Source organism: Streptomyces sp. NPDC001902, from assembly GCF_042891295.1.
GTDB lineage: Bacteria > Actinomycetota > Actinomycetes > Streptomycetales > Streptomycetaceae > Actinacidiphila.
In genome coordinates this window covers 47,168-69,279 of record NZ_JBIATA010000041.1, presented here as the reverse complement: position 1 = coordinate 69,279, position 22,112 = coordinate 47,168, and the positions used below count along the sequence as shown (strand labels likewise).

General features: G+C 72.0%; 24 protein-coding genes. 9 read left to right on the top strand and 15 right to left on the bottom strand.

Going from position 1 to position 22,112, the window contains the following annotated elements; genetic code table 11:
* Window positions 1-574 precede the first annotated feature (574 nt).
* Both ACFYYN_RS40470 and ACFYYN_RS40465 read right to left on the bottom strand, forming a co-directional pair.
* On the bottom strand, window positions 575-1,258 hold the full coding sequence (locus ACFYYN_RS40470) for a hemerythrin domain-containing protein (protein WP_500438621.1): 684 nt from the start codon (window positions 1,256-1,258) through the stop codon (window positions 575-577).
* A gap of 364 nt (window positions 1,259-1,622) precedes the next feature.
* Window positions 1,623-2,114: a cupin domain-containing protein gene (locus ACFYYN_RS40465; RefSeq protein ID WP_500327129.1), complete on the bottom strand. Its 492-nt coding sequence runs from the start codon at window positions 2,112-2,114 to the stop codon at window positions 1,623-1,625.
* Window positions 2,115-2,587: 473 nt separating this feature from the next.
* Between ACFYYN_RS40465 and ACFYYN_RS40460 the strand changes: the two genes are divergently transcribed.
* Together ACFYYN_RS40460 and ACFYYN_RS40455 are read left to right on the top strand one after the other, a co-directional pair.
* A complete protein-coding gene (locus ACFYYN_RS40460; RefSeq protein ID WP_500549790.1) occupies window positions 2,588-4,021 on the top strand; it encodes an FAD-dependent oxidoreductase in 1,434 nt (477 codons plus the stop codon).
* 132 nt (window positions 4,022-4,153) lie between these two features.
* The gene (locus tag ACFYYN_RS40455; protein WP_500549789.1) at window positions 4,154-4,702 is read left to right on the top strand and encodes a YciI family protein; all 549 of its coding nucleotides are present in this window, start codon (window positions 4,154-4,156) and stop codon (window positions 4,700-4,702) included.
* A gap of 72 nt (window positions 4,703-4,774) precedes the next feature.
* On the opposite strand, the gene ACFYYN_RS40450 is transcribed toward ACFYYN_RS40455, so the two are convergent.
* The 8 genes from ACFYYN_RS40450 to ACFYYN_RS40415 form a co-directional block, all read right to left on the bottom strand.
* Entirely contained in the window at window positions 4,775-5,722 is a 948-nt protein-coding gene (locus ACFYYN_RS40450) for a hypothetical protein (RefSeq protein WP_500549788.1), read from the bottom strand.
* Between the two features lie 123 nt (window positions 5,723-5,845).
* The gene (locus ACFYYN_RS40445; RefSeq protein WP_500549787.1) at window positions 5,846-6,688 is read right to left on the bottom strand and encodes an alpha/beta fold hydrolase; all 843 of its coding nucleotides are present in this window, start codon (window positions 6,686-6,688) and stop codon (window positions 5,846-5,848) included.
* Entirely contained in the window at window positions 6,685-7,281 is a 597-nt protein-coding gene (locus tag ACFYYN_RS40440) for a TetR/AcrR family transcriptional regulator (protein WP_500327136.1), read from the bottom strand. The genes ACFYYN_RS40445 and ACFYYN_RS40440 overlap by 4 nt, the downstream gene beginning before the upstream one ends.
* Window positions 7,282-7,713: 432 nt before the next feature.
* On the bottom strand, window positions 7,714-8,139 hold the full coding sequence (locus ACFYYN_RS40435) for a hypothetical protein (RefSeq protein ID WP_500549786.1): 426 nt from the start codon (window positions 8,137-8,139) through the stop codon (window positions 7,714-7,716).
* 87 nt (window positions 8,140-8,226) lie between these two features.
* Window positions 8,227-8,718, bottom strand: a complete 492-nt coding sequence (locus ACFYYN_RS40430) for an FBP domain-containing protein (protein ID WP_500549785.1) — start codon at window positions 8,716-8,718, stop codon at window positions 8,227-8,229.
* Window positions 8,719-8,839: 121 nt separating this feature from the next.
* The gene (locus ACFYYN_RS40425; RefSeq protein ID WP_500549784.1) at window positions 8,840-9,220 is read right to left on the bottom strand and encodes an SDR family NAD(P)-dependent oxidoreductase; all 381 of its coding nucleotides are present in this window, start codon (window positions 9,218-9,220) and stop codon (window positions 8,840-8,842) included.
* 232 nt (window positions 9,221-9,452) lie between these two features.
* Entirely contained in the window at window positions 9,453-10,109 is a 657-nt protein-coding gene (locus ACFYYN_RS40420; protein ID WP_500549783.1) for an FMN-dependent NADH-azoreductase, read from the bottom strand.
* Window positions 10,110-10,242: 133 nt separating this feature from the next.
* Window positions 10,243-10,968, bottom strand: coding sequence for a DsbA family oxidoreductase (locus ACFYYN_RS40415; RefSeq protein WP_500549782.1), 726 nt, complete (start codon window positions 10,966-10,968; stop codon window positions 10,243-10,245).
* 86 nt (window positions 10,969-11,054) lie between these two features.
* Between ACFYYN_RS40415 and ACFYYN_RS40410 the strand changes: the two genes are divergently transcribed.
* From ACFYYN_RS40410 to ACFYYN_RS40385, 6 genes are all read left to right on the top strand, one after another.
* Window positions 11,055-11,510: a winged helix-turn-helix transcriptional regulator gene (locus tag ACFYYN_RS40410; RefSeq protein WP_500549781.1), complete on the top strand. Its 456-nt coding sequence runs from the start codon at window positions 11,055-11,057 to the stop codon at window positions 11,508-11,510.
* Between the two features lie 131 nt (window positions 11,511-11,641).
* Window positions 11,642-12,943, top strand: a complete 1,302-nt coding sequence (locus tag ACFYYN_RS40405; protein WP_500549780.1) for an amidohydrolase family protein — start codon at window positions 11,642-11,644, stop codon at window positions 12,941-12,943.
* A gap of 59 nt (window positions 12,944-13,002) precedes the next feature.
* Window positions 13,003-13,521, top strand: a complete 519-nt coding sequence (locus ACFYYN_RS40400) for a P-loop NTPase family protein (protein WP_500549779.1) — start codon at window positions 13,003-13,005, stop codon at window positions 13,519-13,521.
* 84 nt (window positions 13,522-13,605) lie between these two features.
* Entirely contained in the window at window positions 13,606-14,181 is a 576-nt protein-coding gene (locus ACFYYN_RS40395) for a TetR/AcrR family transcriptional regulator (protein ID WP_500549778.1), read from the top strand.
* 85 nt (window positions 14,182-14,266) lie between these two features.
* Window positions 14,267-15,061 (top strand): SDR family NAD(P)-dependent oxidoreductase, encoded by a 795-nt coding sequence (locus tag ACFYYN_RS40390; protein ID WP_500327158.1) that lies wholly within the window; start codon window positions 14,267-14,269, stop codon window positions 15,059-15,061.
* A 94-nt stretch (window positions 15,062-15,155) separates the two neighbouring features.
* Entirely contained in the window at window positions 15,156-16,340 is a 1,185-nt protein-coding gene (locus ACFYYN_RS40385) for a methyltransferase (RefSeq protein ID WP_500549777.1), read from the top strand.
* 97 nt (window positions 16,341-16,437) lie between these two features.
* Here the strand turns inward: ACFYYN_RS40385 and ACFYYN_RS40380 are convergent, their stop codons facing one another.
* From ACFYYN_RS40380 to ACFYYN_RS40360, 5 genes are all read right to left on the bottom strand, one after another.
* Entirely contained in the window at window positions 16,438-16,992 is a 555-nt protein-coding gene (locus ACFYYN_RS40380; RefSeq protein WP_500549776.1) for a hypothetical protein, read from the bottom strand.
* A 231-nt stretch (window positions 16,993-17,223) separates the two neighbouring features.
* A complete protein-coding gene (locus ACFYYN_RS40375; protein WP_500549775.1) occupies window positions 17,224-17,409 on the bottom strand; it encodes a hypothetical protein in 186 nt (61 codons plus the stop codon).
* 320 nt (window positions 17,410-17,729) lie between these two features.
* On the bottom strand, window positions 17,730-18,875 hold the full coding sequence (locus tag ACFYYN_RS40370) for an RNA polymerase sigma factor (protein ID WP_500549793.1): 1,146 nt from the start codon (window positions 18,873-18,875) through the stop codon (window positions 17,730-17,732).
* Window positions 18,876-18,883: 8 nt separating this feature from the next.
* Window positions 18,884-19,291 carry a YciI family protein gene (locus ACFYYN_RS40365; protein WP_500549774.1) on the bottom strand — a complete coding sequence of 136 codons (408 nt, stop codon included), beginning with the start codon at window positions 19,289-19,291 and terminating at the stop codon, window positions 18,884-18,886.
* Between the two features lie 155 nt (window positions 19,292-19,446).
* Window positions 19,447-19,815 carry a MarR family winged helix-turn-helix transcriptional regulator gene (locus tag ACFYYN_RS40360; RefSeq protein ID WP_500549773.1) on the bottom strand — a complete coding sequence of 123 codons (369 nt, stop codon included), beginning with the start codon at window positions 19,813-19,815 and terminating at the stop codon, window positions 19,447-19,449.
* Between the two features lie 330 nt (window positions 19,816-20,145).
* On the opposite strand from ACFYYN_RS40360, the gene dxs reads away from it, so the two are divergent.
* On the top strand, window positions 20,146-22,092 hold the full coding sequence (gene dxs / locus ACFYYN_RS40355) for a 1-deoxy-D-xylulose-5-phosphate synthase (RefSeq protein WP_500549772.1): 1,947 nt from the start codon (window positions 20,146-20,148) through the stop codon (window positions 22,090-22,092).
* Window positions 22,093-22,112: the final 20 nt, after the last annotated feature.

Sequence of the window (22,112 nt, the reverse complement as noted above, 5' to 3'; positions counted from 1 at the left end):
TCGGCCGCTCCCTGGGTGCGGATCTCCAGGCGGGTGAACGCCCTGCGTACGGCGTCCCTCCAGTACTCGTCCCTCTCGGCGGGCGGTTGGATGTCCGTGCAGAATGCTTCGATCACGATGTCCTCGCGAACTGTGAGGAGTTGCCCGGTTCCCCGGGGCCCGGGCGACGCTTTCCGCGTCACGCGCGGCCCACTCGGGGAACCCCCATCGCGGCCACCGTAGGGTCCTGCCGGGGCCGTCGGCGGCCCTTCCGGCGGGGAGTGCGGGACACCCGCAGACATTGTGGGGACATCCGCAAACACGAATTCCCGCCATTGGGACATTTGTCACACAGGGCGATATGCACGCGGAATGCACATTGAGAGAAATGTCACAATTGATTCACCTGCGCGAATCCCATGCCGAATGGAGTCGGAATAGGGCGGGATTGTGCCGTCGTATTCGGCGGGAGAGGGGTCCGGCAAGGAGAGCGAACCCTTCCGCCCGCATGTGCATGGCCCCCGGGCCGGCGCCAGGGCCGAGGCCGTGCCTCGGTCCTGGCGCCCCGGTCCCGGCCGGGGAACCGTCGGGTGCGTCAGGAACCGACGCGCGCCGGCCTGACCGTTCCGTGGACCTGCCGGGCGTGGGACGCGTACCGGCGGCGTCCCAGGACGGGGACGATCAGCCGGACGGGCAGCGGGGCCGTCGCCAGCACCGCCTTGATGGTCTCAGGATCGCCCTCGTACATCGCCATGCCGAAGACGAGCGGCAGGTCCTTCTTCGGTGTGCTCGCCATCCCGTGCTCGCCGAGCTGGTGCCATTCCGCCGCGGTCACGTACTTCGCGGCCAGCGGCAGGATCTCCTTCTCCTCCAGTGCCATGTGCCGGACGAGCACGGTCAACAGCCGCTCGAACGCGTCCGCGAGCTCCTCGCCTCCCCGCCCGGTGGAACGCCATCCCCCGAGCAGTCCGGTCACCTCGCCGTGCAGTGCGTCGATGGCGTGGTGCTGCTGCTCCATCGTCGGCACGATGGCCTCCGCATCCACGCCGGCGCGCTCGGCCAGCTTGGGCCACAGCAGCAGGTCCTCGCCCTCGTGGTGCGTGTGCAGGACCCGGCACACCAGCGCCGCGTGGGCACCGACGACCTCCGCGCGCCGGGTGTCGCCCGGCGCGACGGACCGGATGAGGTCGGGAAGCAGCCTGAACTCGCGGCGCAGCGCAGTATGGGCCATGTACATGTCGCGCGTATCGGCCATGGGTTCGTTGACGAGTGGAGCCATTGTCTCTTCCTTGTGCGGCCGCCTGGCATCCCGGGAGGGGGTGACGCGGCCCGTGTCGGGCATGGCCCTGCGCGTGGGCCGGCGGTCCGGTGGCATACGGGTCCGTCTGCGGTGGCACCCGGCGGGTGCCACCGGGTGCCACGGAATGCGCAGGGTGATCAGGGCAGGGGTCAGTGCAGGTCAGAGGCCTCGTCCGCTGCCCAGCACACTGTGGCAGTGGTGCCGGGGCTGCCGCATGCGTCAAATGCCCCTGCGTCGCAGCTGCGGCATGGGTCGTCTGACCCCGTCCCCGCTGGTGGGGCGGAGGGGCATGGGTCGTGGTGGCCTCGGACGGCTGTCGCATCCGGCCGCGGGGCCGGACCCGTTATTCGGGGAGGACGATGTTCCCCATGGCCTCGTTGACCGCGATCATTTCCGGAGTGAAATCCTCCGGCGTCCACAGGCGCGGCGAGTGCCCGGGCAGCGGGTCGTCCCCGAAGTCGAGGAAGAAGTTCTCGGGGCCGCCCGGGGTGAAGAAGAATGCCATCTTGGCCTCGCGGTCGCTGATGTTCTTGAACCGGTGCCGCACGCCACGCGGAACGAAGACGAAGTCACCCGCCGAGGCGACGAAGGTGTTCTCGCCGTCCAGGAACTCCAGCTCGCCCTCGAGGACGTAGAACGCCTCGTCGTTGTGCTCGTGGAGATGCGCTATCGGTCCGTTGCCCGGGGGCACGGTGGCGACGACGAAGCCGAGCCGGCCGTCGGTCTCCTTGCTGCTGACCTTGATGGTGTACTCGTCGCCGGCCACCCACTTGACGGGTCCCTCGGTGGAACGGACGTACAGTGCACCGCTCTTGTACTGCTCGGGGGTTGCCAATTCTCGCTCCTGTGCGAAATCGCGGGATCGCGCATGCGGGGTCGCCGCATGCGTGGGTCGCCGGGAGTTCCGGCCGTGATGAGAGGGGGAAGGGGCGGCGAGGCCGCGCAGTCGTTGCGGCGTCAAGTAACCATGAGTCAGCTTGACTCGTCAAGTAGGTGGTGGGTGTGGCTGGTTGGGCCGTCATATGCGTTGCCATCGTTGCGGGATGCGCCGGCTCAAGCGCCGGGCCACCCCGCTGCGGGGGGTGCGTCAGGGACCCCGGCGGGCCCACCGCCCGCGCGGGTCACCCATATGCTTGCCGCATCAAGCAGCTTGCCGTACGCTCCGACGCGCGTTCGCAGTTCGAAGACAAAAGGCCCTGTCCTCAATCCATTTGACGGAGTGTCTGTTCCCAGGTGGATGGTCGCGACCGTAGCTCGCGCAGAGATCGTTCGGCCGAGCGCAGGCCGACCACTGAGAGAAGCCCAAGGATGGTGCGCGTCGCCATCGGGGGCCAAGGAGAATGTGTGGCTGTCTCGCCCATGACCGTGTACGACAGGATCGTCAGGTCGGACGTGCCCGAGCATCCCCCCATGCTGTTCGACACAGCGTGTGTGTTGGGTGGCAGTGTCGCCGGCCTTCTGGCGGCCCGGGTCCTCGCGGACCACGCCCGGACCGTTGTGATCGTCGAGCGGGACGAGACGAATGCGGAGGGACGCCCTCGTGCGGGCGTGCCCCACGACCATCAGGTGCACGGGTTGCAGGCCGCCGGGCTCGTACAACTGGAACGGTGGCTGCCGGGATTCACGCGGGAGGCGCGGGAACTGGGCGGCGTCCTGCTCGGCCCCCAGCGCATGACCATGTACGTCGACGGCAGGGAGCAACTCCGCACGGGAGACATCGAGTTCCTCTTCTGTACCCGGCCCTTCCTCGAGTCGCGCATCCGCAGCCGGGTCCTGGCCCTGCCCAACGTGCGGACCATGGCAGCACAGGCCACGGGCCTGGAGTACGGCGACAACGGTGCGGTGGACGCCGTGCGGTACGTCGTCGGCGGTGTCGCCGGCGCCCTGCCCGCCGACTTCGTGGTGGACGCGATGGGGCGCGCCTCCAAGTCCTCGGACTGGGTCGAGCAGGCGGGCTTCGACAGGCCCCGGCTGCAGCGGGTGCAGACCGGAGCCCACTACGCGACGGCGCTTTTCGAGCGGACCGGTCGGCACAGGGCAGAGCCGTCCTTCACGGGCGCCCGGTTCACGCTGCCGCCCGGGCCGGACGGCCTGGCCGTGGCCCTGGCCAAGCCCGTCGAAGACGATCAGTGGCTCGTGGGGCTCACCACCTACGGGGAGGGCCGGCCTCCCCGGTCGATCGAGGAGTTCCGGGCGCTGTGCGAGAAGTTGCCGCATCCCTTCGGGGAGGTGACCGGCGGCGCGGTCACCCGGGACGTCCTGACCTTCCACCAGGCGGACAGCCGGCGCCGTGATTTCGCGGGGCTGTCGCGCTACCCCGCCGGTCTGGTCGGCGTCGGCGACGCGGTTGCCTCCCTGAACGCCACCTACGGGCAGGGCATGATGTCCGCCGCCCTCCACGCCTCCTGCCTGTCCGCTTACCTGGGCGGTGGCGTCGAACCCGGCGGACCGGCCACCGAGTTCTTCGCCCTGCAGGAAGTGGCCGTCGACGCATTGTGGGCGGTCTCGGCCGGTTCGGACGCCGCCCTCCGCGACGCGATCGAGGGGGCCGCGGTGCCCGAGGACGTGCAGCGCCAGCGCTGGGCGATGGCTCAGCTCGCACAGGCCTCGCTCACGGACGTGACGATCGCCGAAGCCAGCGCGGCGGTCTTCTACGGCCTGGCCCATCCCATGTCGCTCGCCGACCCCGCCCTCCTCGAGCGGGCCATCGCCGTGAACGTCCGGGAGTCAGCGAACTCCTGAGCCGCGCACGCCACGTCCACGACGGTGTCGACGGTGCCGCGGCCGGTGTGACCACGCTGCCGCAGCCGTCGTGGTCCCCGCTCATCGTTCCGGGTCCAGGCGCCAGGGCCCGCGCGGGGGGAGAGTGTGCGGATGGAGTTCTTCTGCTACCACCGTGACCGGCCCGATGCGTTGACGTTGCGTCAAGAACTGCTGGAGCAGCACTGGTCGTACATGGACCAGTACGAGAAGGAGATGATCGCCCGCGGCCCGACCCTCACCGCAGGGGACGGCGAGCCCACCGGCAGTGTGCACGTGGTCGACCTGCCGAACGCTGCCGCTGCCCGCGCGTTCGCCTTCGACGAGCCCGGCTACCAGTCGGGTGTGTACCGGGACGTGCTGCTGCGCCGGTGGCGCAACCTGCTGGGGCGCACCATGTGGGACTTCCCCGGTGGCCGTACCGGCGGCAACCGGTACCTGGTGCTCGGCCTCGGCGCGGGCCGGGGAGCCGACCTCGTGGTGCCGCCCTTGCGGGACGACCTCATCGCGTTCGGGCCCCTGCTGTCCGACGACGGCAGCACGTGGCTCGGGACGGCGGCACTGGTCCGGGCGCCGGACGAGGATGCCGCACGCGCTGTTCTGACCCCCGACGCGTACGCCGGGATCGAGGTCCACAACTGGCAGTTCGGCGGCCGGTCGTGATGTGAGGGAGGCGGGGCGCCGGGCCGTCAGGCTGGGAGCGCGGAGCCTGCGCGTGCCCCTCCAGTGTTCCGGTCAGGGGTCCGGATCGTCGAGGCGTGCGGTCAGCCGATCGGCGTGGGCGGCCGCTTCGTGGGCCCGGCGACGGGCGTCGCGGGCGGCCTTGTCGGCCTCCCGCAGTAGTCGTCGGGCCTGGCCCTGGCCGTCGCGGGCTGCCCGTACGGTCTGCTCGGCGTCCTTGGCCCGCCCGAGCAGTTCGTCGAGGCGGGCCTGAGCCTCGTCGCGGTGCCGGTCCGCGGCGTGCAGGCCTTGCCTGGCGGCAGCTGCCTCGCTTTCCCGGGCCTCGGCTTCCTGCTCCGCCCGGCGAGCCTGCTGTCCGGCCTGCTCGGCATCCTCGCGTCGGCGCTGTCGCTCGGCCTCGCGGCGGGCCCGCGCGGTGTCCTCGGCGGTCCGTGGCGGCTTCGGTGTGCGGTGCGTGCCCTGGGCGGTGGTGCCCTGGGCGGTGGTGCCCTGGGCGGTGGTGGCCTGGCCGGTGATGTCCACGGTCGCCGACAGTGGCTTGGTCAGGCGGCCCTCCGCGAACGCCGCGCCGGCGTCGGGGTCGGCGAGTGCGGCGTGCAGGGTCTCCTCCACTTCCTGCACGGCTTGGCCCGTGATGGGCTGTCCGGATTCCGCGGCCAGTTGTGCGGCTTGCCGGGACAGTGCCTGCACGAGCTCCCGCTGTTGCCGGTTGAGGCGGCGGAGCCGTCCTCCGTCCAGGCTGCGGTGGGCCTGCCGCAGTGCTTCGCCGAGCCGGAGGAGCGGCCCGATCTCGTCCCGGCGTTCGCGGGCCAGCAGATTGGCGGCCCAGGCCGAGGTGGTCGGCTTGCGCAGGGCCGCGATCCGGTCGGCGAGGGGCCGGTCGCCGGCCTTCTTGGCGGCCTGGGCGTGCGTGTTGCGGGCGGCGGTGAACTGCGCGGGCGGCAGCCGGTACAGCTCGTCGGCGACCGAGTCGAGGTCGGCGGGAGCGTCCTTGCCTGCCACGGTGCACCACCTGCCCGGCCGTCGGCCCCGCACGGGGCGCGCCGGGGGCCGTTGCCGCCCATCGAACAACCCCCCCGGCCGCCCCGCAGCCGCACCGCGCCCAATCGGGTCGGGGACGCGGGTCTACCGGGTGCCGAGGGCCTCGCGGAGGTGCTCGCCGAACGCGGTGGGGTGGGTCGTCAGGCCGATGTGGCTGCCGGGGAAGTACCGGAGTTCCGTGCCGAGGTGCTCGGCCAGGGAGGCCGCCGCGCGGTGGGGGAGCTCGCCTCGCGAGTCCTGGCCGGCGGCGAGCACGATCCGGTCCGACAGCGCCTTGAGGCGGCCGGTGTCGGGGGCGTAGGACATGAAGGCGGGCACGATGCGGCCGACGAAGAGGGGCAGGTTGCCCATGGTCCGCTCGACCCGCGCCGCCGCTCGTGGCGGAAGCTCGATCGCGGGCTCCGGGTCGGTGGTGTCGTCGTCCTTCTTCATGCCCTCGGCGAACGCGGCCATCGCCGGCTTGAGGCCTTGGGTGCGGAAGGTGTCCTGCACGCGGGCGACGAGTGCGCGGTGCTCGGGGGCTTCGGGGAGGACGTCCACGACCGGCGGTTCGTGCGCCACGAGGCGTGCGACGCGTCCGGGGTGGGTGGTGAGCAGGTGGAGGGCGGTGATCGCGCCCGAGCTGGCGCCGAAGACGCGGGCGGGTTCGTGGGGCGAGAGCAGGTCGAGGAGGTGGAGCGCGTCGTCGGCGTGTTCGGCGACCTGCTGTTCTGCGTCGGGGTCGTCGAGGGTGCTGCGGGACATGCCACGCGGGTCGTAGGTCGCGACCGTGTACGCGGTGGCCAGGTCGTCGGCGATGTCGTCGAAGGTCGCGGCCCCGCCGGTTCCGCCCGGGATCAGGAGCAGGAGGGGGCCCCGGCCGCGTACTTCGTAGTGCAGGGTCGCGCCGTTCACGCGCAGGCTGCCGGTGGAGGGGGCGCTCGTCATGGGGCTGCTTCTCCTTCTCGGGACGCGGGCCAGTGCTCCAGGAGGTGGTGCAGGGCGTCGAGGGCGCGGAGCCAGGACTGCTGCGGTGAGCGCCGGTGGGCGAATCCGCCGGCGGCCTCCAGGGCGACGAACCCGTGGAAGGTGCTGCGCAGCAGGCGTACCGCGTCGGTGAGGTCGGGCTCGGCGAGTCCGTAGGCGCGGAGCATGCCGTAGGTCAGCTCGACGGCGCGCCGTGGTCCGGGGGCTTTGGCGGCCAGTTCGGGGTCGATCTGCAGGGGGGTCTGCGTCGCGGTGTAGCGGCCGGGGTGCTGGTGGGCGTACTCGCGCCAGGCGTTGGCGAACGCGATGAGCGCGTCCTTGCCGGCCCGGCCCGCGGTGGCCTCGGCGATGCGGATGGTCTTCTCGTCGGCGGCCAGGAGCGCGATCCGTCCGCGCAGGTCCTCAAGGTTGCGGACGTGCGTGTAGAGGCTGGCGTCCCTGACGCCGAGCCGCCGGGCGACCTGGGACATGGTCACCTGGTCGAGGCCGACCTCGTCCGCCAGCTCGGCGCCCGCGACCGTCACCCGTTCCGCCGTCAGTCCGGCTCGCACCATGGACCCTCCCCACTGATTCCTAGGATCCCTCACTGTAGCCTAGGGGTCCTAGGGTGCGCGAAGGGGTATCGGTGCAGGGGCGGTTGAGGAGCGGGTGGGGTGTGTCGCGGCCGACGGCGGCGGCGCGGTGGCCTGGCGCACATCGCATGTCCGAGCAGCTTCCCGGCGCGGCGGCACGCGTTCCCCACCCCGAGGTGGTGCGGGCGGGTCCTTGCGCAGTGCCCTTGAGACCGGGAGGACGGTGTGGACCACGGGCCGACGGCCGGGTCGACGCTCTCACCGGGCCGGCGTCGTGTCGCGGCACAGGTGGCGGGCGCGGCGATGGCCATGGCGTTGGTCGTCGACGGCCGCCCGGCGACATCGGTCCCTGACGCATGCGGCGTCCCGGGTGGTCGACTCTGCAGGCCCCGGGAGGCGGTGCCACCGGCGATGTCAGCCGTTGTCCCGTTCGGTCGTGGTGAGGTCCTCGGCGAGGCGCCAGCCGTCCCCTGCGGGCTCGAACACGAAGAGGTGGGAGCTCACCCAGGGGACATCGGCCCTGTGGGTCTTGCCGAACCGGTCGGTGGCGTACGGCCTCGTGGACTCGTCGACCCACACCTTGGCCCGGTCGCCGGCCATCTCGACCTGCTGGATGTGGGCGGTGGAGACGGCTCCGTCCCACATCACGTCCGCTTGCGGTTCGTCCCTCCGCCCATACGCGGTGGGGAGGTCGGCGTCGTGCTGGAAGACCTTTTGGGCCGCTCGCTCAAGCGACGCCCGCTCCGCCGCTTCGACGTGGCGGTGCACCACCAGTGTGGCCGGCGCGGCGGCGACGAGTGCTGCCGCCGCTGCCAGGACCAGTGCGTGCTTCTTGTCCATGGTGCCCCCACCCCGAGCTGCGTGATCTTGCGCGAGCGTAACCGGTCGTCGCAGGTCAGCGACAGTCGGCCGGTGCCGCTGCCTCGTTCACGTGGTGACCTTGGCGATGAACGCGGCGAGGTTCGCGACGGTCCGCCGGATCTTCTCCTCCAGGGTGAGCGTCTCGTGGAGCCGCGCGCCGACGCCCTCGTCCTTCATGCCCCGCACGTACAGCGGGCAGGCGAGGTCGCTGCACATGTAGGCGCCCACGGTGTTGCCCTGCTGCCCGGCCTTGCCGGCTTTCGCTGCGACCATGAGTGAGACGCCCCCGGAGTGGGTGGTCAGGCACATCGAGCACATGCTGAGCCGCGCCTGCCAGGAGGCCGGGCCCGAGGTGCGCAGGGCGAGGGCCACCGTGCGGCCGTCCAACTCGATGGCGAGGTAGGAGCGGTCGGGGGCCTGCGGGTCCCGCCAGCCGAGGAAGTCCAGGTCGTCCCAGGGCTGCTCGGTCAGGTCACGGGGGACGAAGAGGCGCTTGGCCTCGCCCTTGGTGCAGTTCACGAACGCGCTACGGATCTCTTGCTCGGTCAACGGCTTCATAGGCGGCAGGCTAGTTTGCCTAAAGTGATTAGGCAAGTTCTTAATTATCATCGCTGGATGGTAAGAAGGCTTTGGTTTCCGCGCCCCCGCCGCCGGGAAGGCGGCGGGGGCGCCGGAGGGGTCAGTTCGGGCGGGTGGCGGAGATTCCACCGTCCACGTTGAGCGTGATGCCGTGGACCATGGCCGCATCGTCGCCGGCGACGTACAGGACGCCCTTGGCGATGTCGTCGGGCCTGATCACCACGCCTGCCGGGGTGGCGGCGGTCATCGCGTCGAGCTCCGCACGGGCCGCCTCGTTGCCCGGCGTGAGGGTCGCCCCGGGCGCGACGGCGTTCACCCGCACGCCGCGCGGGCCGTACTCCGCGGCCCAGCTCCGGGTGAGCTGCTCGTCCGCCGCCTTGGTCGCGGTGTACATCGCCGCGTAGGGGCTGCCGACGCGGGCCATCCAGGAGCCGATGGTGACGATGACGCCGTTGCCCCGGAGATCGTCCGCGCGCCCCACGAGCCCGACCAGCGCCTCGTCGTCTACACCGCAGAACCCGACTCCTCCACCGCCCGCGTCCTGCCGCTCCTGGCCAGCTGGAACGCCGCGCCGCATCTCTGACCGGGCCGCCTCGCCCCGGAAGCACGACCAACTCGCCGACCTCGCCGACCCCGCCGACCTCGCCGACCTCGCCGACCGGCCCGAGGCAGGCCCAGGAGGGGCCTGGGGGCGCTCAAGGAGTTCGTGCCGGTCAGGCGGCCGACCGGGTGGCGGTGAGCGCGGCGACCTCCATCGCCTGACGGCGCGCCCGCGCGTGCGCATCCTCCAGTGAGGCGCGGTGCTCCGGGAGCAGGTGCGCGAGCGACGGCACCGTGGGCGCATACGTCAGTTCGGGCGTGATGGGGCGGACGTCCAGGGCCATCAGCCGCGGATCGCCGAGGATGGTCTCCAGCGCGGGGATCAGGAAGTCCTTCCCGTGCTGGGGCGCACCGGGACCGTAGCCGCCGCCCCGGGCGGAGACGACGACGGCGGGGCGGCCGGCGGTGGGAGCGGGACCGGGCAGCCCGATCGTCCTGCCGACGATCATGATGTGGTCCAGCCACGCCTTGAAGACCGACGGCATCGCGTAGTTGTAGAGCGGTACGGCGAAGAGGTAGGCGTCGGCGCCCAGGAACTCCTCGACCAGTTCGTCCTGGAGCAGGGCGGCGGCCTTCTGCTCGGGTGTGTGCTCGTCGGCGGGGGTCGTACGGGCCAGGATGCCGGTCGCGTCCAGGTGGCCGACGGGGTCGAGCGCGAGGTCGCGGCGGACGACGTCGCCGGCCCAGGCGGCGGTGAAGGAATCGGCGACCCGGCGGGAGACGGAGGCGTCGCCGGAGGCCGAGGCGTCGATGCGCAGCAGGTAGGACATGGTGGTGACTCTTTCGCTGTGGTGCGGGTGTGCGGGTGTGGTGGTGGTCCGTCGGCCGGGTTCCGGCGCGCCGGTGTGGGCGGGCCCCGGTGAGGGCCTGTCGTCTGGGGCCGTGTCGTCTGAGGCAGTGTCGTCAGGGAGTGGGGGGCCGGGGGACCGCACAGCCGTCGGGGCCGCAGGCGGCCGCGCCCGCTGCGCCGAGGATCCGCAGCGGCCGGGGCTCGGGGTGCGCCGCCTCCCAGGCCCTGGTCATCGCGGCCAGGAGTTCGTCGACGCCGACCGCGCCGGGGATCGCGTACGTGCCGTCGAGGATCATGAACGGCGTCCCGCGTGCCCCCAGGCGCTCGGCCTCGCGTTGGTCGGCGTCCACCCGGGCCTGGTAGCGCCGGTCGCGCAGCGCCTCCGCGGCCTCGGCGCGGTCGAGGCCGGCCTCGGTGGCGAAGTCGAGGACCTGCTCGCGGGTCCACAGCTCGCGCGCCTGCCCGAAGTGGGCTCGGAACATCGCCGTCCACACCTCGCCGCCGCGCCCCTGGTCGGTGGCGAGGGCGAGGAGTTCGTGCGCGTAGTCGGTCGGCCCCAGCGTCCGCTCGAGCGCGCGGTAGGGGTCCAGCCCCTCGTCCCGGGCGGCGCGCTCGATCGGCGCGAAGATCTGCTCGCCCCTGGACACGGAGATCCCGTGCTTCTCCAGGAGCCGCCGTTGCGTGATGCCCTCACGGGGCAGGTCGGGGTGGAGCTGGAACGAGCGGTGGACGATCCGCACCTCTCCGGCGTGCTCGAAGCGCTCCAGCGCCAGCCGCAGCCGGTTGTCCGCCAGTCCGCAGTACGGGCAGACGATGTCGGACCAGAAGTCGATCTGCATGGTGGGCCCCTCTCGAAACTCACTTTCTGTTCGTAGCCTCACTCTGCATTAGTGTGAGAAGCGATACAAAAGGCACATTGATGTGCGTGGTCGTGGGAGAGGTGGCGGACGTGGGCACCGGCGGCGAGATGCGGCAGGGACGCACCAACGTGCGGGCGAGCGTGCGGCGCGTCCCCGGCCCGTGCGCGCACTGGGGCGACGGGGACGCGGACCTCATCCGCGAGATCCTCGACCTGGTCGGCGACAAGTGGAGCGTGCTGATCATCGGCACCCTCGCCGACGGACCCGTGCGCTACTCCGACCTCGCGCACGCCATCCCCGGCATCTCCCAGCGGATGCTCACCCTCACCCTCAAGCAGCTCCAGCGCAGCGGCCTGGTCGACCGGACCGCGTACGCCGAGGTGCCGCCGCGCGTCGAGTACTCCCTGACCGGGCTCGGCACCTCCCTGCTGTCCACCGTGCTGGAGCTGGCGGCCTGGTCGGCCGAGCGGCACGCGGAGATCCGCCGCCACCAGCAGACCTACGACGAGCGGACCGGGTAGGACCTGACCGGCCGATCATGTCCGGAGCCGGATGGCGAGGGCCGCCGGCGCGGGTGCGATGCTTGGCGCCATCGGGGAGGGGCGGCTGCCCCGCCCCTGACCACCATGTACATCCGTTCGGGAGGGGCCCCGTGACCGGAGCAACGGCGATCGTCAACGCGAGGGTCTTCGACGGCACCCGGCTGCGGGACTGGACGTCGGTCCGGTTCGCCGACGGCATCATCACCGACTGCGCCACCGGTCCCACCGCCCAGGACGGCGACGAGGTGATCGACGCGGAGGGCGGCACCCTCCTGCCGGGGCTGATCGACTCGCACATCCACCTGGTGCCCGGCGCCCTGGCGCAGGGGCTCACCTTCGGTGTGACCACCGCACTGGACATGTTCAGCCAGGCCGACGTGATGGCCGTGGCCAAGCAACAGGCCGCCGCTCGGCCGGACGTGGCCGACGTGCGTTCCGCGGGGATCGGTGCCACTGCTCCCGGCGGGCATCCCTCCGCGATGTACGCCCCGTTCCCGACCTTGACCGGCCCGGAGCAGGCCGAGCAGTTCGTCGCGGACCGCGTCGCCGAAGGCTCGGACCACGTGAAGGTCTTCGGCCCCTCGGGCACCGCGGGTCCGCGGACGATGCCGTCTTTGGACCTGGCCACGATCACCGCGGTGACCGAGGCAGCGCATCGTCGCGGACTCGTGGTCGTCGCGCACGTCCACTCCGTGGCCGGGATGGGCGAGGTCGTGTCCGCGGGCATCGACGTCATCGCGCACGTGCCCGTGGACGGCGAACTGGACAGAGCCCTGGCCGAGCGGATCGCCGAGGCCGGAATCGCGGTCGGCCCGACGCTGGCAACCATCGAGAACGTCCTGGGCGAACCAGGCGGGGCCGCTGTGGCCGGCGACCCCCGACTTGCCGCGGCACTCGGGGACGCGCAGGCGCGGCGGCTGACCGCCGGCGCGTCTGGGCGGCACGGGCGGGCGATGCCGCCCTATTCCCGTGCCGAGGAGAACGTCGGCCGCCTGGTCGACGCGGGCGTCACGGTCCTGGCCGGCACCGACGCCCCGAACCCGGGAACCGTGTTCGGGGCAAGTCTGCACCGGGAACTGGAGCTGCTCGGCCGCTGCGGCATGACGCCCGCTCAGGCGCTGGACGCCGCGACCGCCGCCCCGGCACGGGTGTTCAGCCTCGCCGACCGCGGGCAGGTCGCACCCGGGCGGCGCGCGGACCTCGTGCTCGTGTCCGGCGACCCGTTGACCGACGTCACCGCGACCCGGGCCATCGAACGGATCTGGCGGGCAGGCGTCCTGTGTGACCGACGTGCGTTCGTCGCCGACGCGGCCGAGACGGAAGAACTCGACGCCTTCGACGCCCGGGTCGCCAAGGTCGTGGCGGCCGTCCGCGATCGCCGGTACGGCTTCGACCCGAACGGGGCCGGCTGACCCGTCACGAGCATCTGCGACCGCCCGCACCGCGGCGGCCCGGGGTAGGGTGCACGGTCGTGGAACGGATCTTGGTGGTGGGCGCCACGGGCGCGGGTAAGTCCACGCTCGCCCGTGCGGTGGGCGGTCGACTGGGCCTGCCGTACCACGAGATGGACGCGCTGTACTTCAACGGTCCCGACTGGGCGGTGAACGGCACGTTCACCGAGGACGTGGCGGGGTTCGCCGCCGGGCCCCGCTGGGTGGTCGACTCCCTCGGCTACCCGGACGTTCGTGACCTGCTCTGGGGGAGGGCCGACACCGTGGTGTGGCTGGACTACCCCAGGCGCGTCATCATGCCGCGCGTCCTGCGCCGGTCCGTGCGGCGCACCGTCACGCGCGAGGCGATCTTCGGGGGCAACAGGGAAACCCTGACCGGCTGGCTGAGCCGGGAGCATCCTGCCTGGTGGTCTTGGTCCCAGCACGCGGGCCGTCGCCTCGAGATCGAGCGCCGCGCCGGCGATCCCCGCTTCGCACCGCTGGACGTCCTCCGCTTCGGCCACCCCGACGAGACCGCGGCCTGGCTGGCATCCCTCTGAGCCCGGTGAGGACCGCGGCGGGCGCGGCCTCCCTCGGAACGCTTACTTTATTGAGCAATCCAGAATCATGCTAGGCTTCCCGGCATGGGACGGATCAGGGAGTTCGACGTCGACCAAGCGGTCGACCGGGCGATGGACCTGTTCTGGCGTCGCGGCTACGCCGAGACCTCCCTGCAGGACCTCCTCGACGAGCTGTCGATCGGAAGCGGCAGCTTCTACGCGGCTTTCGGCTCGAAGGAGCAGCTCTACCTCCGGGCCCTCGAGCGTTACTCCGCCCTCCAGGCGGACGACCTCGTGAAGATCCTCGAGCACGCGACCGAGATCCGGTCGGCGGTGCGGCAGGTCCTCGTCGCCATGATCGAGGCGGATCTGACCGATCCGTCGCGGGGGTGCCTCGTCGTCAACACCGCCACCGAGTGCGGCGGCCGGCCCCCGGCGGCCGAACGTGTCGTCGCGGCGATGCGGCAGGTCGAGTCGTCCCTGGCGGGAGCCCTGGAGCGGGCCAGGTCGCGGGGTGAGCTGGCGCCGGACAAGGACCCGGTCGAGCTGGCCCGCTTCCTGACCACCTTCGTCCAGGGCCTGCGGGTCGTCGGCCGGGCGCGTCTCGGGCGGTCCTTCGTCGAGGACGCCCTCGCGGTGGCGATGCGCGCCCTGGGCTGACCGCGGTCGGGCTCCGACGCACGCCGTGCGGGCCCGGCTTCCGCTTGCCATAATTCTGTATTGATCACTCCATAAAGGATTCCTCATGGAACTGCACCTCAAGAACAAGGTCGCCGTCGTCACCGGAGCCAGCAAGGGCATCGGCCTGGCCGTCGTCGAGGCGATGGCCCGCGAAGGCGTCCGCGTCGTCGCCGGCAGCCGCAACTCGACGCCCGAACTCGACGCGCTGGCGACCACCTACGACGTCACGATCGTGCCCGTCGACCTGGCGGCACCGGAGGGGGCGCAGACCCTGGTCCGCCGTGCGGTGGAGCGCCACCAGCGGATCGACATCCTGGTCAACAACGTCGGCGCCGCCGAACCGCGCAGTGGGTTCCTCGAGGTCACCGACGCCGAATGGCAGCGGATCTTCGACCTGACCTTCTTCAGCGCCGTCCGCGCCAGCCGCGCCGCGCTCCCGCACCTGGCCGAGGCCGACGGTGCGGCGATCGTCAACATCAGCTCCATCAACGCCCGCACGCCCTTCCCGATGGTCGTGGACTACTCGGCCGCCAAGGCCGCGCTGACCAACCTGAGCAAGTCGCTGTCCGAGGAGTTCGCGCCGAAGGGCGTCCGCGTCAACGCGATCTCGCCCGGCCCGGTGCGCACCCCGTTCTGGACGGCCCCGGGCGCTTTCGCCGACGCCACCGCCGCGGCCGCCGGCACCACGGCGCAGGAGGCCCTGGACGTCGTGGTGCCCCAGAGCATGGGCATCACCTCGGGCCGGATCACCGAGCCGCAGGAGGTCGCCGACCTCACCGTCTTCCTGGCCTCGCCGGTGGCGGGCAACATCAACGGGGCCGAGGTGCTCATCGACGGCGGCCAGATCAAGACGCTGTGAACGCGGGGCGCGGTTCGTCCCGCCCCGGGCGGCGGTGCGAGACCGCGACCAGCGACCAATCTGAGAATCCGTTGTCGAGTGAGTGGAGATACATGTGACCGTCGACGAATCGATCACCCCCGAGCCGATCCTGCAGCTGGGTCTGGGATTCATGGCCTCGAAGACACTGCTGAGCGCGGTGGAGCTGGAGATTTTCACCGTCCTGGCCCGGGGCGGTCGCGATCGCGCGTCCCTCGCGGCCGAAGTGGGCCTCCACCCCAGGTCCTCCGCGGACTTCCTCGACGCCCTCGTGTCGCTGGGCCTGCTGGACCGTGACGACGACGGCGTCTACCGCAACAGCCCCGCGTCCGAGGTCTTCCTGGACCAGGCCAAGCCCTCCTACATCGGCGGCATCCTGGAGATGGCGAACACCCGCCTCTTCGGCTTCTGGGACAACCTCACCGATGCCCTGCGAACCGGCACCCAGCAGAACGAAGTCACGCACACCGGAGCCCCCTTCTTCGCCACGCTGAGCCAGGACCCCGTCGCGTGGCGCAACTTCCTCAACGGCATGAACGGTGTCAGCACACCCCTCGCGGGGGCACTCGCCGCCGACTTCGACTGGACCGGCCGCCGGCACGTGGTCGACCTCGGCGGCGCTCTGGGGGCCGTACCCGCGGCAGTGCTGCGATCCCACCCCGAGATGACCGGAACGGTCTTCGAGCTTCCCCCGGTACGCCCGGTCTTCGACGAATTCGCCGCCGCGCACGGCCTGACCGACCGCCTGTCCTTCCACAGCGGCGACTTCTTCTCCGACCCCCTTCCCCCGGCCGACGTCTACGTCATGGGGCAGATCCTCCACGACTGGAATGCCGAGCAGCGGCAGTTCCTGCTCCGCAAGGCCCATGACGCCCTGCCCGTCGGCGGCACGCTCATCGTCTACGACGCCATGATCGACGACGACCGACGGCACAACACCTACGGCTTCATGGTGTCGCTGAACATGCTCATCGACACGGAAGGCGGCTCCGAGTACACCGTCGCCGACGCGACCCGCTGGCTGGCGGCGGCAGGCTTCTCCACGACGGAGGCCCGTCCTCTCATCGGCGGTTACACGGCCGTCTACGCCACCAAGTGGCCGGTCGGCGATCGTCAGCTCACCGGCGCACTCCAGCCGCCGCCGGTGGCGATGTGCAAGGCCCCCCGGTGCAGGTCGAGGTCGGCGGCGGCCCTCGGCACCTCGAGGACGCCGTCGGACCCTCGGCCGCCGTGGGGCGGCGCGGCCCGTGGGCGGCCATGAACCGCAGTGGGTGGCGGCGCAGATCAGGCCGTGAGAGCCCGGTACTCACTCCAGGCGGCCTCGCCGGCCGCCCGGTTGTCGTGCGGGCTGGGATCCCTCAGCTCTTCAGGGTCCTCCGCCACTCCACTTCCTCGACGGAGACCGGCGCCTGGATCTTGTACACGTCGCCGACCCGCAGATTGTCGGGCGTGCTGTACGTGCCGTAGGTCCCGATGACCGAGACGGCCACGTGGGAGCCGGGTTGCCAGAAAGTACGGAAGTACGGGGCGGTTGGGGGGATTTCGGGAATCTCCAGCAAGGGGACGCCACGCCGGTCCAGCAGGCGTCGGAGCTTGTCGAAGCGGAGCCTGGGAGTGAACCTTCCGTATCTGGCGCGCATTTCGGCGTTGACCAGCGTGCGATCGCGGAACGCCAGACGGTGCACCTGCAGGCTGAAGTGGTGCCCCGACCAGGGGTGGTCGGCCGCACCGCGGTTCCAGTAGAACTCGACGAGACCGTAGTCACGGCAGATGCTGAGGGAGCGGAAGGCGTTCTCGGCGAAGTCCGGGCCGAGGACCTCGGTCACGCGGTCGGGGGAATCCGTAGGGCCCACGCCGAGCACGGTGCCGGTGGTGATGACGTCCATGTAGAACGCCAGGGAGTACGGCGTCACAGGCTGATCCCCGATGTGGTGTGTCCGGCGGCGACGTGGGGAGACCCTACTCCACCACGGCCGCCCCACGACCGGGGACCGGAAGTGACGAACGGGTCCTCGCCGCGATGGAGCGGCGGGGACCCGCGGATGGCGATGAGACCTCGACAGGTCAGCGGGTGGCACCGCCGGCCTGGGGAAGACGCATTGCGCGTGGGGTGGCGTCCGCGCTGTCAGCTGCGGGAGCCACCGTCAGTCACCGTAGTCGCCGCCGTCGTCACCGTCGTCGCCCCCGCCGTCATCGCCGCCGCCGTCGTCGGCGACCACGGAGACCGTGCTCTGAGGGTGGTCGGCCGCGACGGCGGCCGACGTCGAGCCTGCCGCTCCGGCCAGTGCGGCGGCGGCAGCCACGGTGGCGATCAGTGTCTTGCGCCTCATGATGGCGTGTCCTTCCGTGCATGTCGGTAGGTGCCACGGACGCCCGGCGCGAGAGCAACGCTGAGGTACTGAAGAGACCATCAATACCGCCCGGAACGAGCCGGCACGCCGGCCCCCGGCCTATGAGGGCCTCCGAGCTCCCGTGGATGGATCGGCCACCGGCCCATCGCGGGCAGCGGCCTGCAGCCACAGCCCCGTCCCGAGGGCCCATTCGGCACGTGCGGAAACGGGGCCTACCTCCAGGGTGCGCCCATGTCGGCCGAGATTCATCCCGGCACCGGTCTCCGGGCCGGAGCACCGACTACTGCTTGCGCACACCGTCAGCCACTACGGCGGGAGTTGAGGCGGGCGGCCTGGCGCGTCAGATGGTCGCGCTCGGCGAGGTTGGGTGCCTTGCGGGCTGCCTCGGCGTACAGCCGTGCCGCCGTCGTCAGGTCGCCGTCGCGCTCGTGGAGGTAGGCCGCCACCGCGGTGTACCGGGGGAGTGAGTCGTCCAGCGCCGCGAGCGCCGCCAGCCCGGCGCGCGGTCCGTCGGCCTCGCCGACGGCGACCGCGCGGTTGAGCCGGACGACCGGGCTGTCGGTCAGGTGCGTCAGCTCGTCGTACCACTCGACGATCTGCACCCAGTCGGTCTCCTCGGCGGCGGGTGCGTCGGCGTGCAGTGCCGCGATGGCGGCCTGCGCCTGGAACTCGCCGAGCCGGTCGCGGGCGAGTGCCGCCTGCAGGATCCCGACGCCCTCGGCGATGGCCCCGGTGTCCCACCGGCCGCGGTCCTGTGCGGCGAGCGGGACCAGGCTGCCGTCGGGCGCGGTCCGGGCGGCCCGCCGGGCGTGGTGGAGCAGCATGAGCGCGAGCAGCCCCGCCACCTCGGGGTGGTCGATCACTGCCGCGAGCTGCCGGGTGAGGCGGATGGCCTCGGCGGCGAGGTCGACGTCGCCGGAGTAGCCCTCGTTGAAGACCAGGTACAGGACGCGCAGCACGGTGGCGACGTCGCCGGGCTGGTCGAACCGCACGCTGGCGACGGTGCGTTTGGCCCGGCTGATGCGCTGCGCCATGGTCGCCTCGGGCACCAGGTACGCCTGGGCGATCTGCCGGGTCGTCAGCCCGCCCACGGCGCGCAGCGTGAGCGCGACCGCGGACGAGGGCGTCAGTGACGGGTGGGCGCACAGGAAGTACAGCTGGAGCGTGTCGTCGGCCGCGGGCGTGGGCCCGGGGTCCGGTTCCCGGTCGACGAGGTCCTCACGGCGGCGGCGGGCGGTGTCCGCCCGCGTCGCGTCCAGGAACCGGCGCCAGGCCACGGTGACCAGCCAGCCCTTGGGGTCCCTGGGCGGGTCGGCCGGCCAGACGCGGACGGCCTCGACCAGCGCCTCCTGGACGGCGTCCTCGGCCGCCGCGAAGTCGGCTCCGCGGCGGACGAGGATGGCGAGGACGCCCGGCGTGAGGCTGCGGAGCCGGGCCTCGTCGATGGGGGTGGTCATTCGGTGATGGTGGGCGGGGCGGCGAGGAAGGGGCGGAGTTCGAGCCATTCGTGGATGGGCCTGCCGCCGGCGCCGGGTGCGGCGGAGAGTTCTCCGGCGAGTTCGACGGCGCGGTCGTAGGTGTCGACGTCGATGATCATCCAGCCGGCGATGAGGTCCTTGGTCTCGGCGAAGGGGCCGTCGGTGACGGGCGGGCGGCCTTCGCCGTCGTAGCGGACCCAGGTGCCTTCGGGGGCGAGGGCCTGGCCGTCGACGAACTCGCCGGTCTTCTCCAGGCGGGCGGCGAAGTCCTGCATGTACTGGACGTGGTCGGAGATCTCCTGGGGCGTCCACTGGTCCATGCACACGTCGTTCACCGCGGCCGGTGCGCCGCGGTAGTGCTTGAGGAGCAGGTACTTGGCCATCGTGGTTCTCCCTGGTGCCGGTGCGACCCATTGTGGCCGCCTTCACCCCGGGGACGGAGCCGGCCACCGGTTCTCGACATCACCGCCCGAGATTTCTCCGGGGCCCGTCGACAGGCCTCGATGTGCCCGGCCGACGACCGTGGCGTGTGCACAGGTCACAGGACGAAATGCCGGCGCAGCCGCTCGTGCGCGGCCCGCTCGGCGGCGGTGAACCTGGCACGTCCGGCCTCGGTCAGGGTCACTTCGATCGTTCTGCGATCTCTGGGGCCACGACTGCGTTCGACGAGCCCTTCCGCCTCCAGGCCCGTGAGGAGGGAGGCGATCCGGGTCCGCGTCTCGCGCAGGAGCGCCGTCAGCCGGGTCAGGGGTACGGGCCGGCCCTCGGCTTCCGCGAGGGCACCGAGGATGAGGTAGTCGTGGAGCGACAAGCCGTGCGTCGCCCGCAGTTCGCCGTGCAGGAGACCCAGGCTCCACAGGATGGGTGGAGGCTGCCGTGTGGCGGTGGCCGGATGGCGGTCGGTCATGCTTCATCCCCGGGGTGGGTTCACCGGCCGCGAGCTCGCGGCCCTACAGGCATAACCGGGCTTCCCCACGCAGCTGATGGCGGAACGGGGGACAAGAAGCCCTCGGATCAGGACACCGCGTCCTCCGTGCGCGCTCCGTGACGCGGCGACGGGCGGCCCGCGGGCGGCCGCCCGTCCGATGTCCTGATGTGAGGCCGCCGTGGCACGCGGGACCGTCCGTTCCCGTGCCCTCCCGGATCTAGCGTCGTCAAGGCGATGGGGCCGCACAGGTCGGTCCGAGCGGCGGGTGCGTCCGCCGACGGCACAGCGGCATCGATGAGGAGCAGCGGCATGAGCCTGCTGGCAGGGATCAACCGGCCCGCGGACCTGAGGGGCCTGAGCCATCCGGAACTGGTCGGGCTCGCCGGGGAGATCCGCGAGTTCCTGATCCGGCACGTCGCGGCCACGGGCGGCCATCTGGGGCCCAACCTCGGCGTGGTGGAGCTGACGCTGGCACTGCACCGGGTCTTCGACTCGCCGCATGACCGGCTGCTGTGGGACGTCGGGCACCAGGTGTACGTCCACAAGATCGTGACGGGACGGGCCGGTGAGTTCACCGGCCTGCGGCAGCGCGGCGGCCTGTCGGGGTACCCCAGCCGGGAGGAGTCCGCGCACGACCACATCGAGCACTCCCACGCTTCGGCGGCGCTGTCGTACGCCGACGGCATGGCCAAGGCCGGACAGCTCGCGGGGGAGGCGGACCGGCACATCGTCGCCGTCGTCGGCGACGGGGCGCTCACCGGCGGGCTGGCCTGGGAGGCCCTGAACAACATCGCGGAGGCTCCCGACCGGCCCGTGGTGATCGTCGTCAACGACAACGGCCGTTCGTACGCACCGACCGTGGGCGGACTCGCGCGGCACCTGACGGCCCTGCGCGCCCACGCCGGCTACGAGCGTCTGGCGGGCTGGGGCAAACAGGCCCTCGGCGGTGCCGGAACGCCGGGGCGGGCGCTGCACCGCACCTTGCATGCCGCCAAGGAGGGCATCAAGGAGGGGCTGAGGGCGGGCCTGGTGGAGGGCTCCGCCGACGCCGTGACGCCGCACTCGCTCTTCGGCGCGCTCGGTCTGCACTACCTCGGGCCGGTCGACGGCCACGACATCCCCGCCCTGGAAGCAGCCCTGGAGCGGGCCAAGGCCCATGGCGCGCCCGTCGTCGTCCACTGCATCACGCGCAAAGGGCTCGGATACGCGCCCGCCGAGGAGGACGAGGAGGACCATCTGCACGGCATCGGCGCCATCGACCCGCGGACGGGGCGTCCTCTGCGGCCCGCCGTTGCGACCTGGTCGGCGGTGTTCGGCCGGGAACTGGTGGAGCTGGCGGACGCGCACCCGGACGTCGTGGCGATCACCGCGGCCATGCCCGGCTCGGTCGGTCTGAACGACTTCGCCGCACGCCATCCGGCACGGTTCTTCGACGTCGGGATCGCCGAGCAGCACGCGGTCGCCTCGGCCGCCGGGATGGCCATGGCGGGACTGCACCCGGTGATCGCCCTGTACGGCACCTTCCTGAACCGCGCACTCGACCAGGTGCTGATGGACCTCGCGCTGCACCGTCTCGGTGCGACCCTCGTACTCGACCGGTCCGGGGTCACCGGGGACGACGGACCCAGCCACAACGGGCTGTGGGACCTGGCGATGCTCCAGGCCGTCCCCGGCCTGCGGATCGCGGCTCCCCGTGACGCGCACACGCTGCGGCAGCAGCTGCGGCAGGCCGTCGCGATCACCGACGCGCCGACGGTCCTGCGGTACCCGCGGGGCGCGGTCGGCCCGGCGATCCCGGCGGCCGGTCGCGCCGGTGCGGTCGACGTGCTGCGTGAGGGCCCCGGCACGGGCGGCGTCCTGCTGATCGCCGTCGGGACGATGGCCCCGGTCGCCCTCGAAGCGGCGGAGCTCTGCGCCGAGCACGGCGTCGAGGTCACCGTGGTGGACCCGCTGTGGGTCAAGCCGCTGCCCGGAGAACTGCCCGCCCTCGCCGCCGACCGCGCCCTGGTCGTCACGGTCGAGGACGGCCTGCGTACCGGGGGAGTGGGCACCGCGGTGGGCCAGGCGCTGCAGGAGGCCGGCATCCGCACGCCGGTGCGTGCCCTGGGCGTGGCCGACGGGTTTCCCCGGCAGGCCACCCGTGCCGAGATCCTCGCGGAAGCGGGCCTGACCGCGCAGGCCGTCGCGGACAGCGTCATGGAGGCCCTGGCGGGGGTCGTCGTCCCCGCGGCGCCCGGCGGCCCCCGGACCGCCTAGGTGCCCGAAAGACGATGAAA

Bases quoted from the DNA above. Each gene is read 5' to 3' on its own strand.
- ACFYYN_RS40470 (WP_500438621.1), bottom strand. From the start codon at position 1,258: ATGGCTCCACTCGTCAACGAACCCATGGCCGATACGCGCGACATGTAC.
- ACFYYN_RS40460 (WP_500549790.1), top strand. From the start codon at position 2,588: ATGGTGCGCGTCGCCATCGGGGGCCAAGGAGAATGTGTGGCTGTCTCG.
- ACFYYN_RS40455 (WP_500549789.1), top strand. From the start codon at position 4,154: ATGGAGTTCTTCTGCTACCACCGTGACCGGCCCGATGCGTTGACGTTG.
- ACFYYN_RS40445 (WP_500549787.1), bottom strand. From the start codon at position 6,688: ATGACGAGCGCCCCCTCCACCGGCAGCCTGCGCGTGAACGGCGCGACC.
- ACFYYN_RS40440 (WP_500327136.1), bottom strand. From the start codon at position 7,281: ATGGTGCGAGCCGGACTGACGGCGGAACGGGTGACGGTCGCGGGCGCC.
- ACFYYN_RS40435 (WP_500549786.1), bottom strand. From the start codon at position 8,139: ATGGACAAGAAGCACGCACTGGTCCTGGCAGCGGCGGCAGCACTCGTC.
- ACFYYN_RS40430 (WP_500549785.1), bottom strand. From the start codon at position 8,718: ATGAAGCCGTTGACCGAGCAAGAGATCCGTAGCGCGTTCGTGAACTGC.
- ACFYYN_RS40420 (WP_500549783.1), bottom strand. From the start codon at position 10,109: ATGTCCTACCTGCTGCGCATCGACGCCTCGGCCTCCGGCGACGCCTCC.
- ACFYYN_RS40415 (WP_500549782.1), bottom strand. From the start codon at position 10,968: ATGCAGATCGACTTCTGGTCCGACATCGTCTGCCCGTACTGCGGACTG.
- ACFYYN_RS40395 (WP_500549778.1), top strand. From the start codon at position 13,606: ATGGGACGGATCAGGGAGTTCGACGTCGACCAAGCGGTCGACCGGGCG.
- ACFYYN_RS40390 (WP_500327158.1), top strand. From the start codon at position 14,267: ATGGAACTGCACCTCAAGAACAAGGTCGCCGTCGTCACCGGAGCCAGC.
- ACFYYN_RS40375 (WP_500549775.1), bottom strand. From the start codon at position 17,409: ATGAGGCGCAAGACACTGATCGCCACCGTGGCTGCCGCCGCCGCACTG.
- ACFYYN_RS40365 (WP_500549774.1), bottom strand. From the start codon at position 19,291: ATGGCCAAGTACCTGCTCCTCAAGCACTACCGCGGCGCACCGGCCGCG.
- ACFYYN_RS40360 (WP_500549773.1), bottom strand. From the start codon at position 19,815: ATGACCGACCGCCATCCGGCCACCGCCACACGGCAGCCTCCACCCATC.
- dxs (WP_500549772.1), top strand. From the start codon at position 20,146: ATGAGCCTGCTGGCAGGGATCAACCGGCCCGCGGACCTGAGGGGCCTG.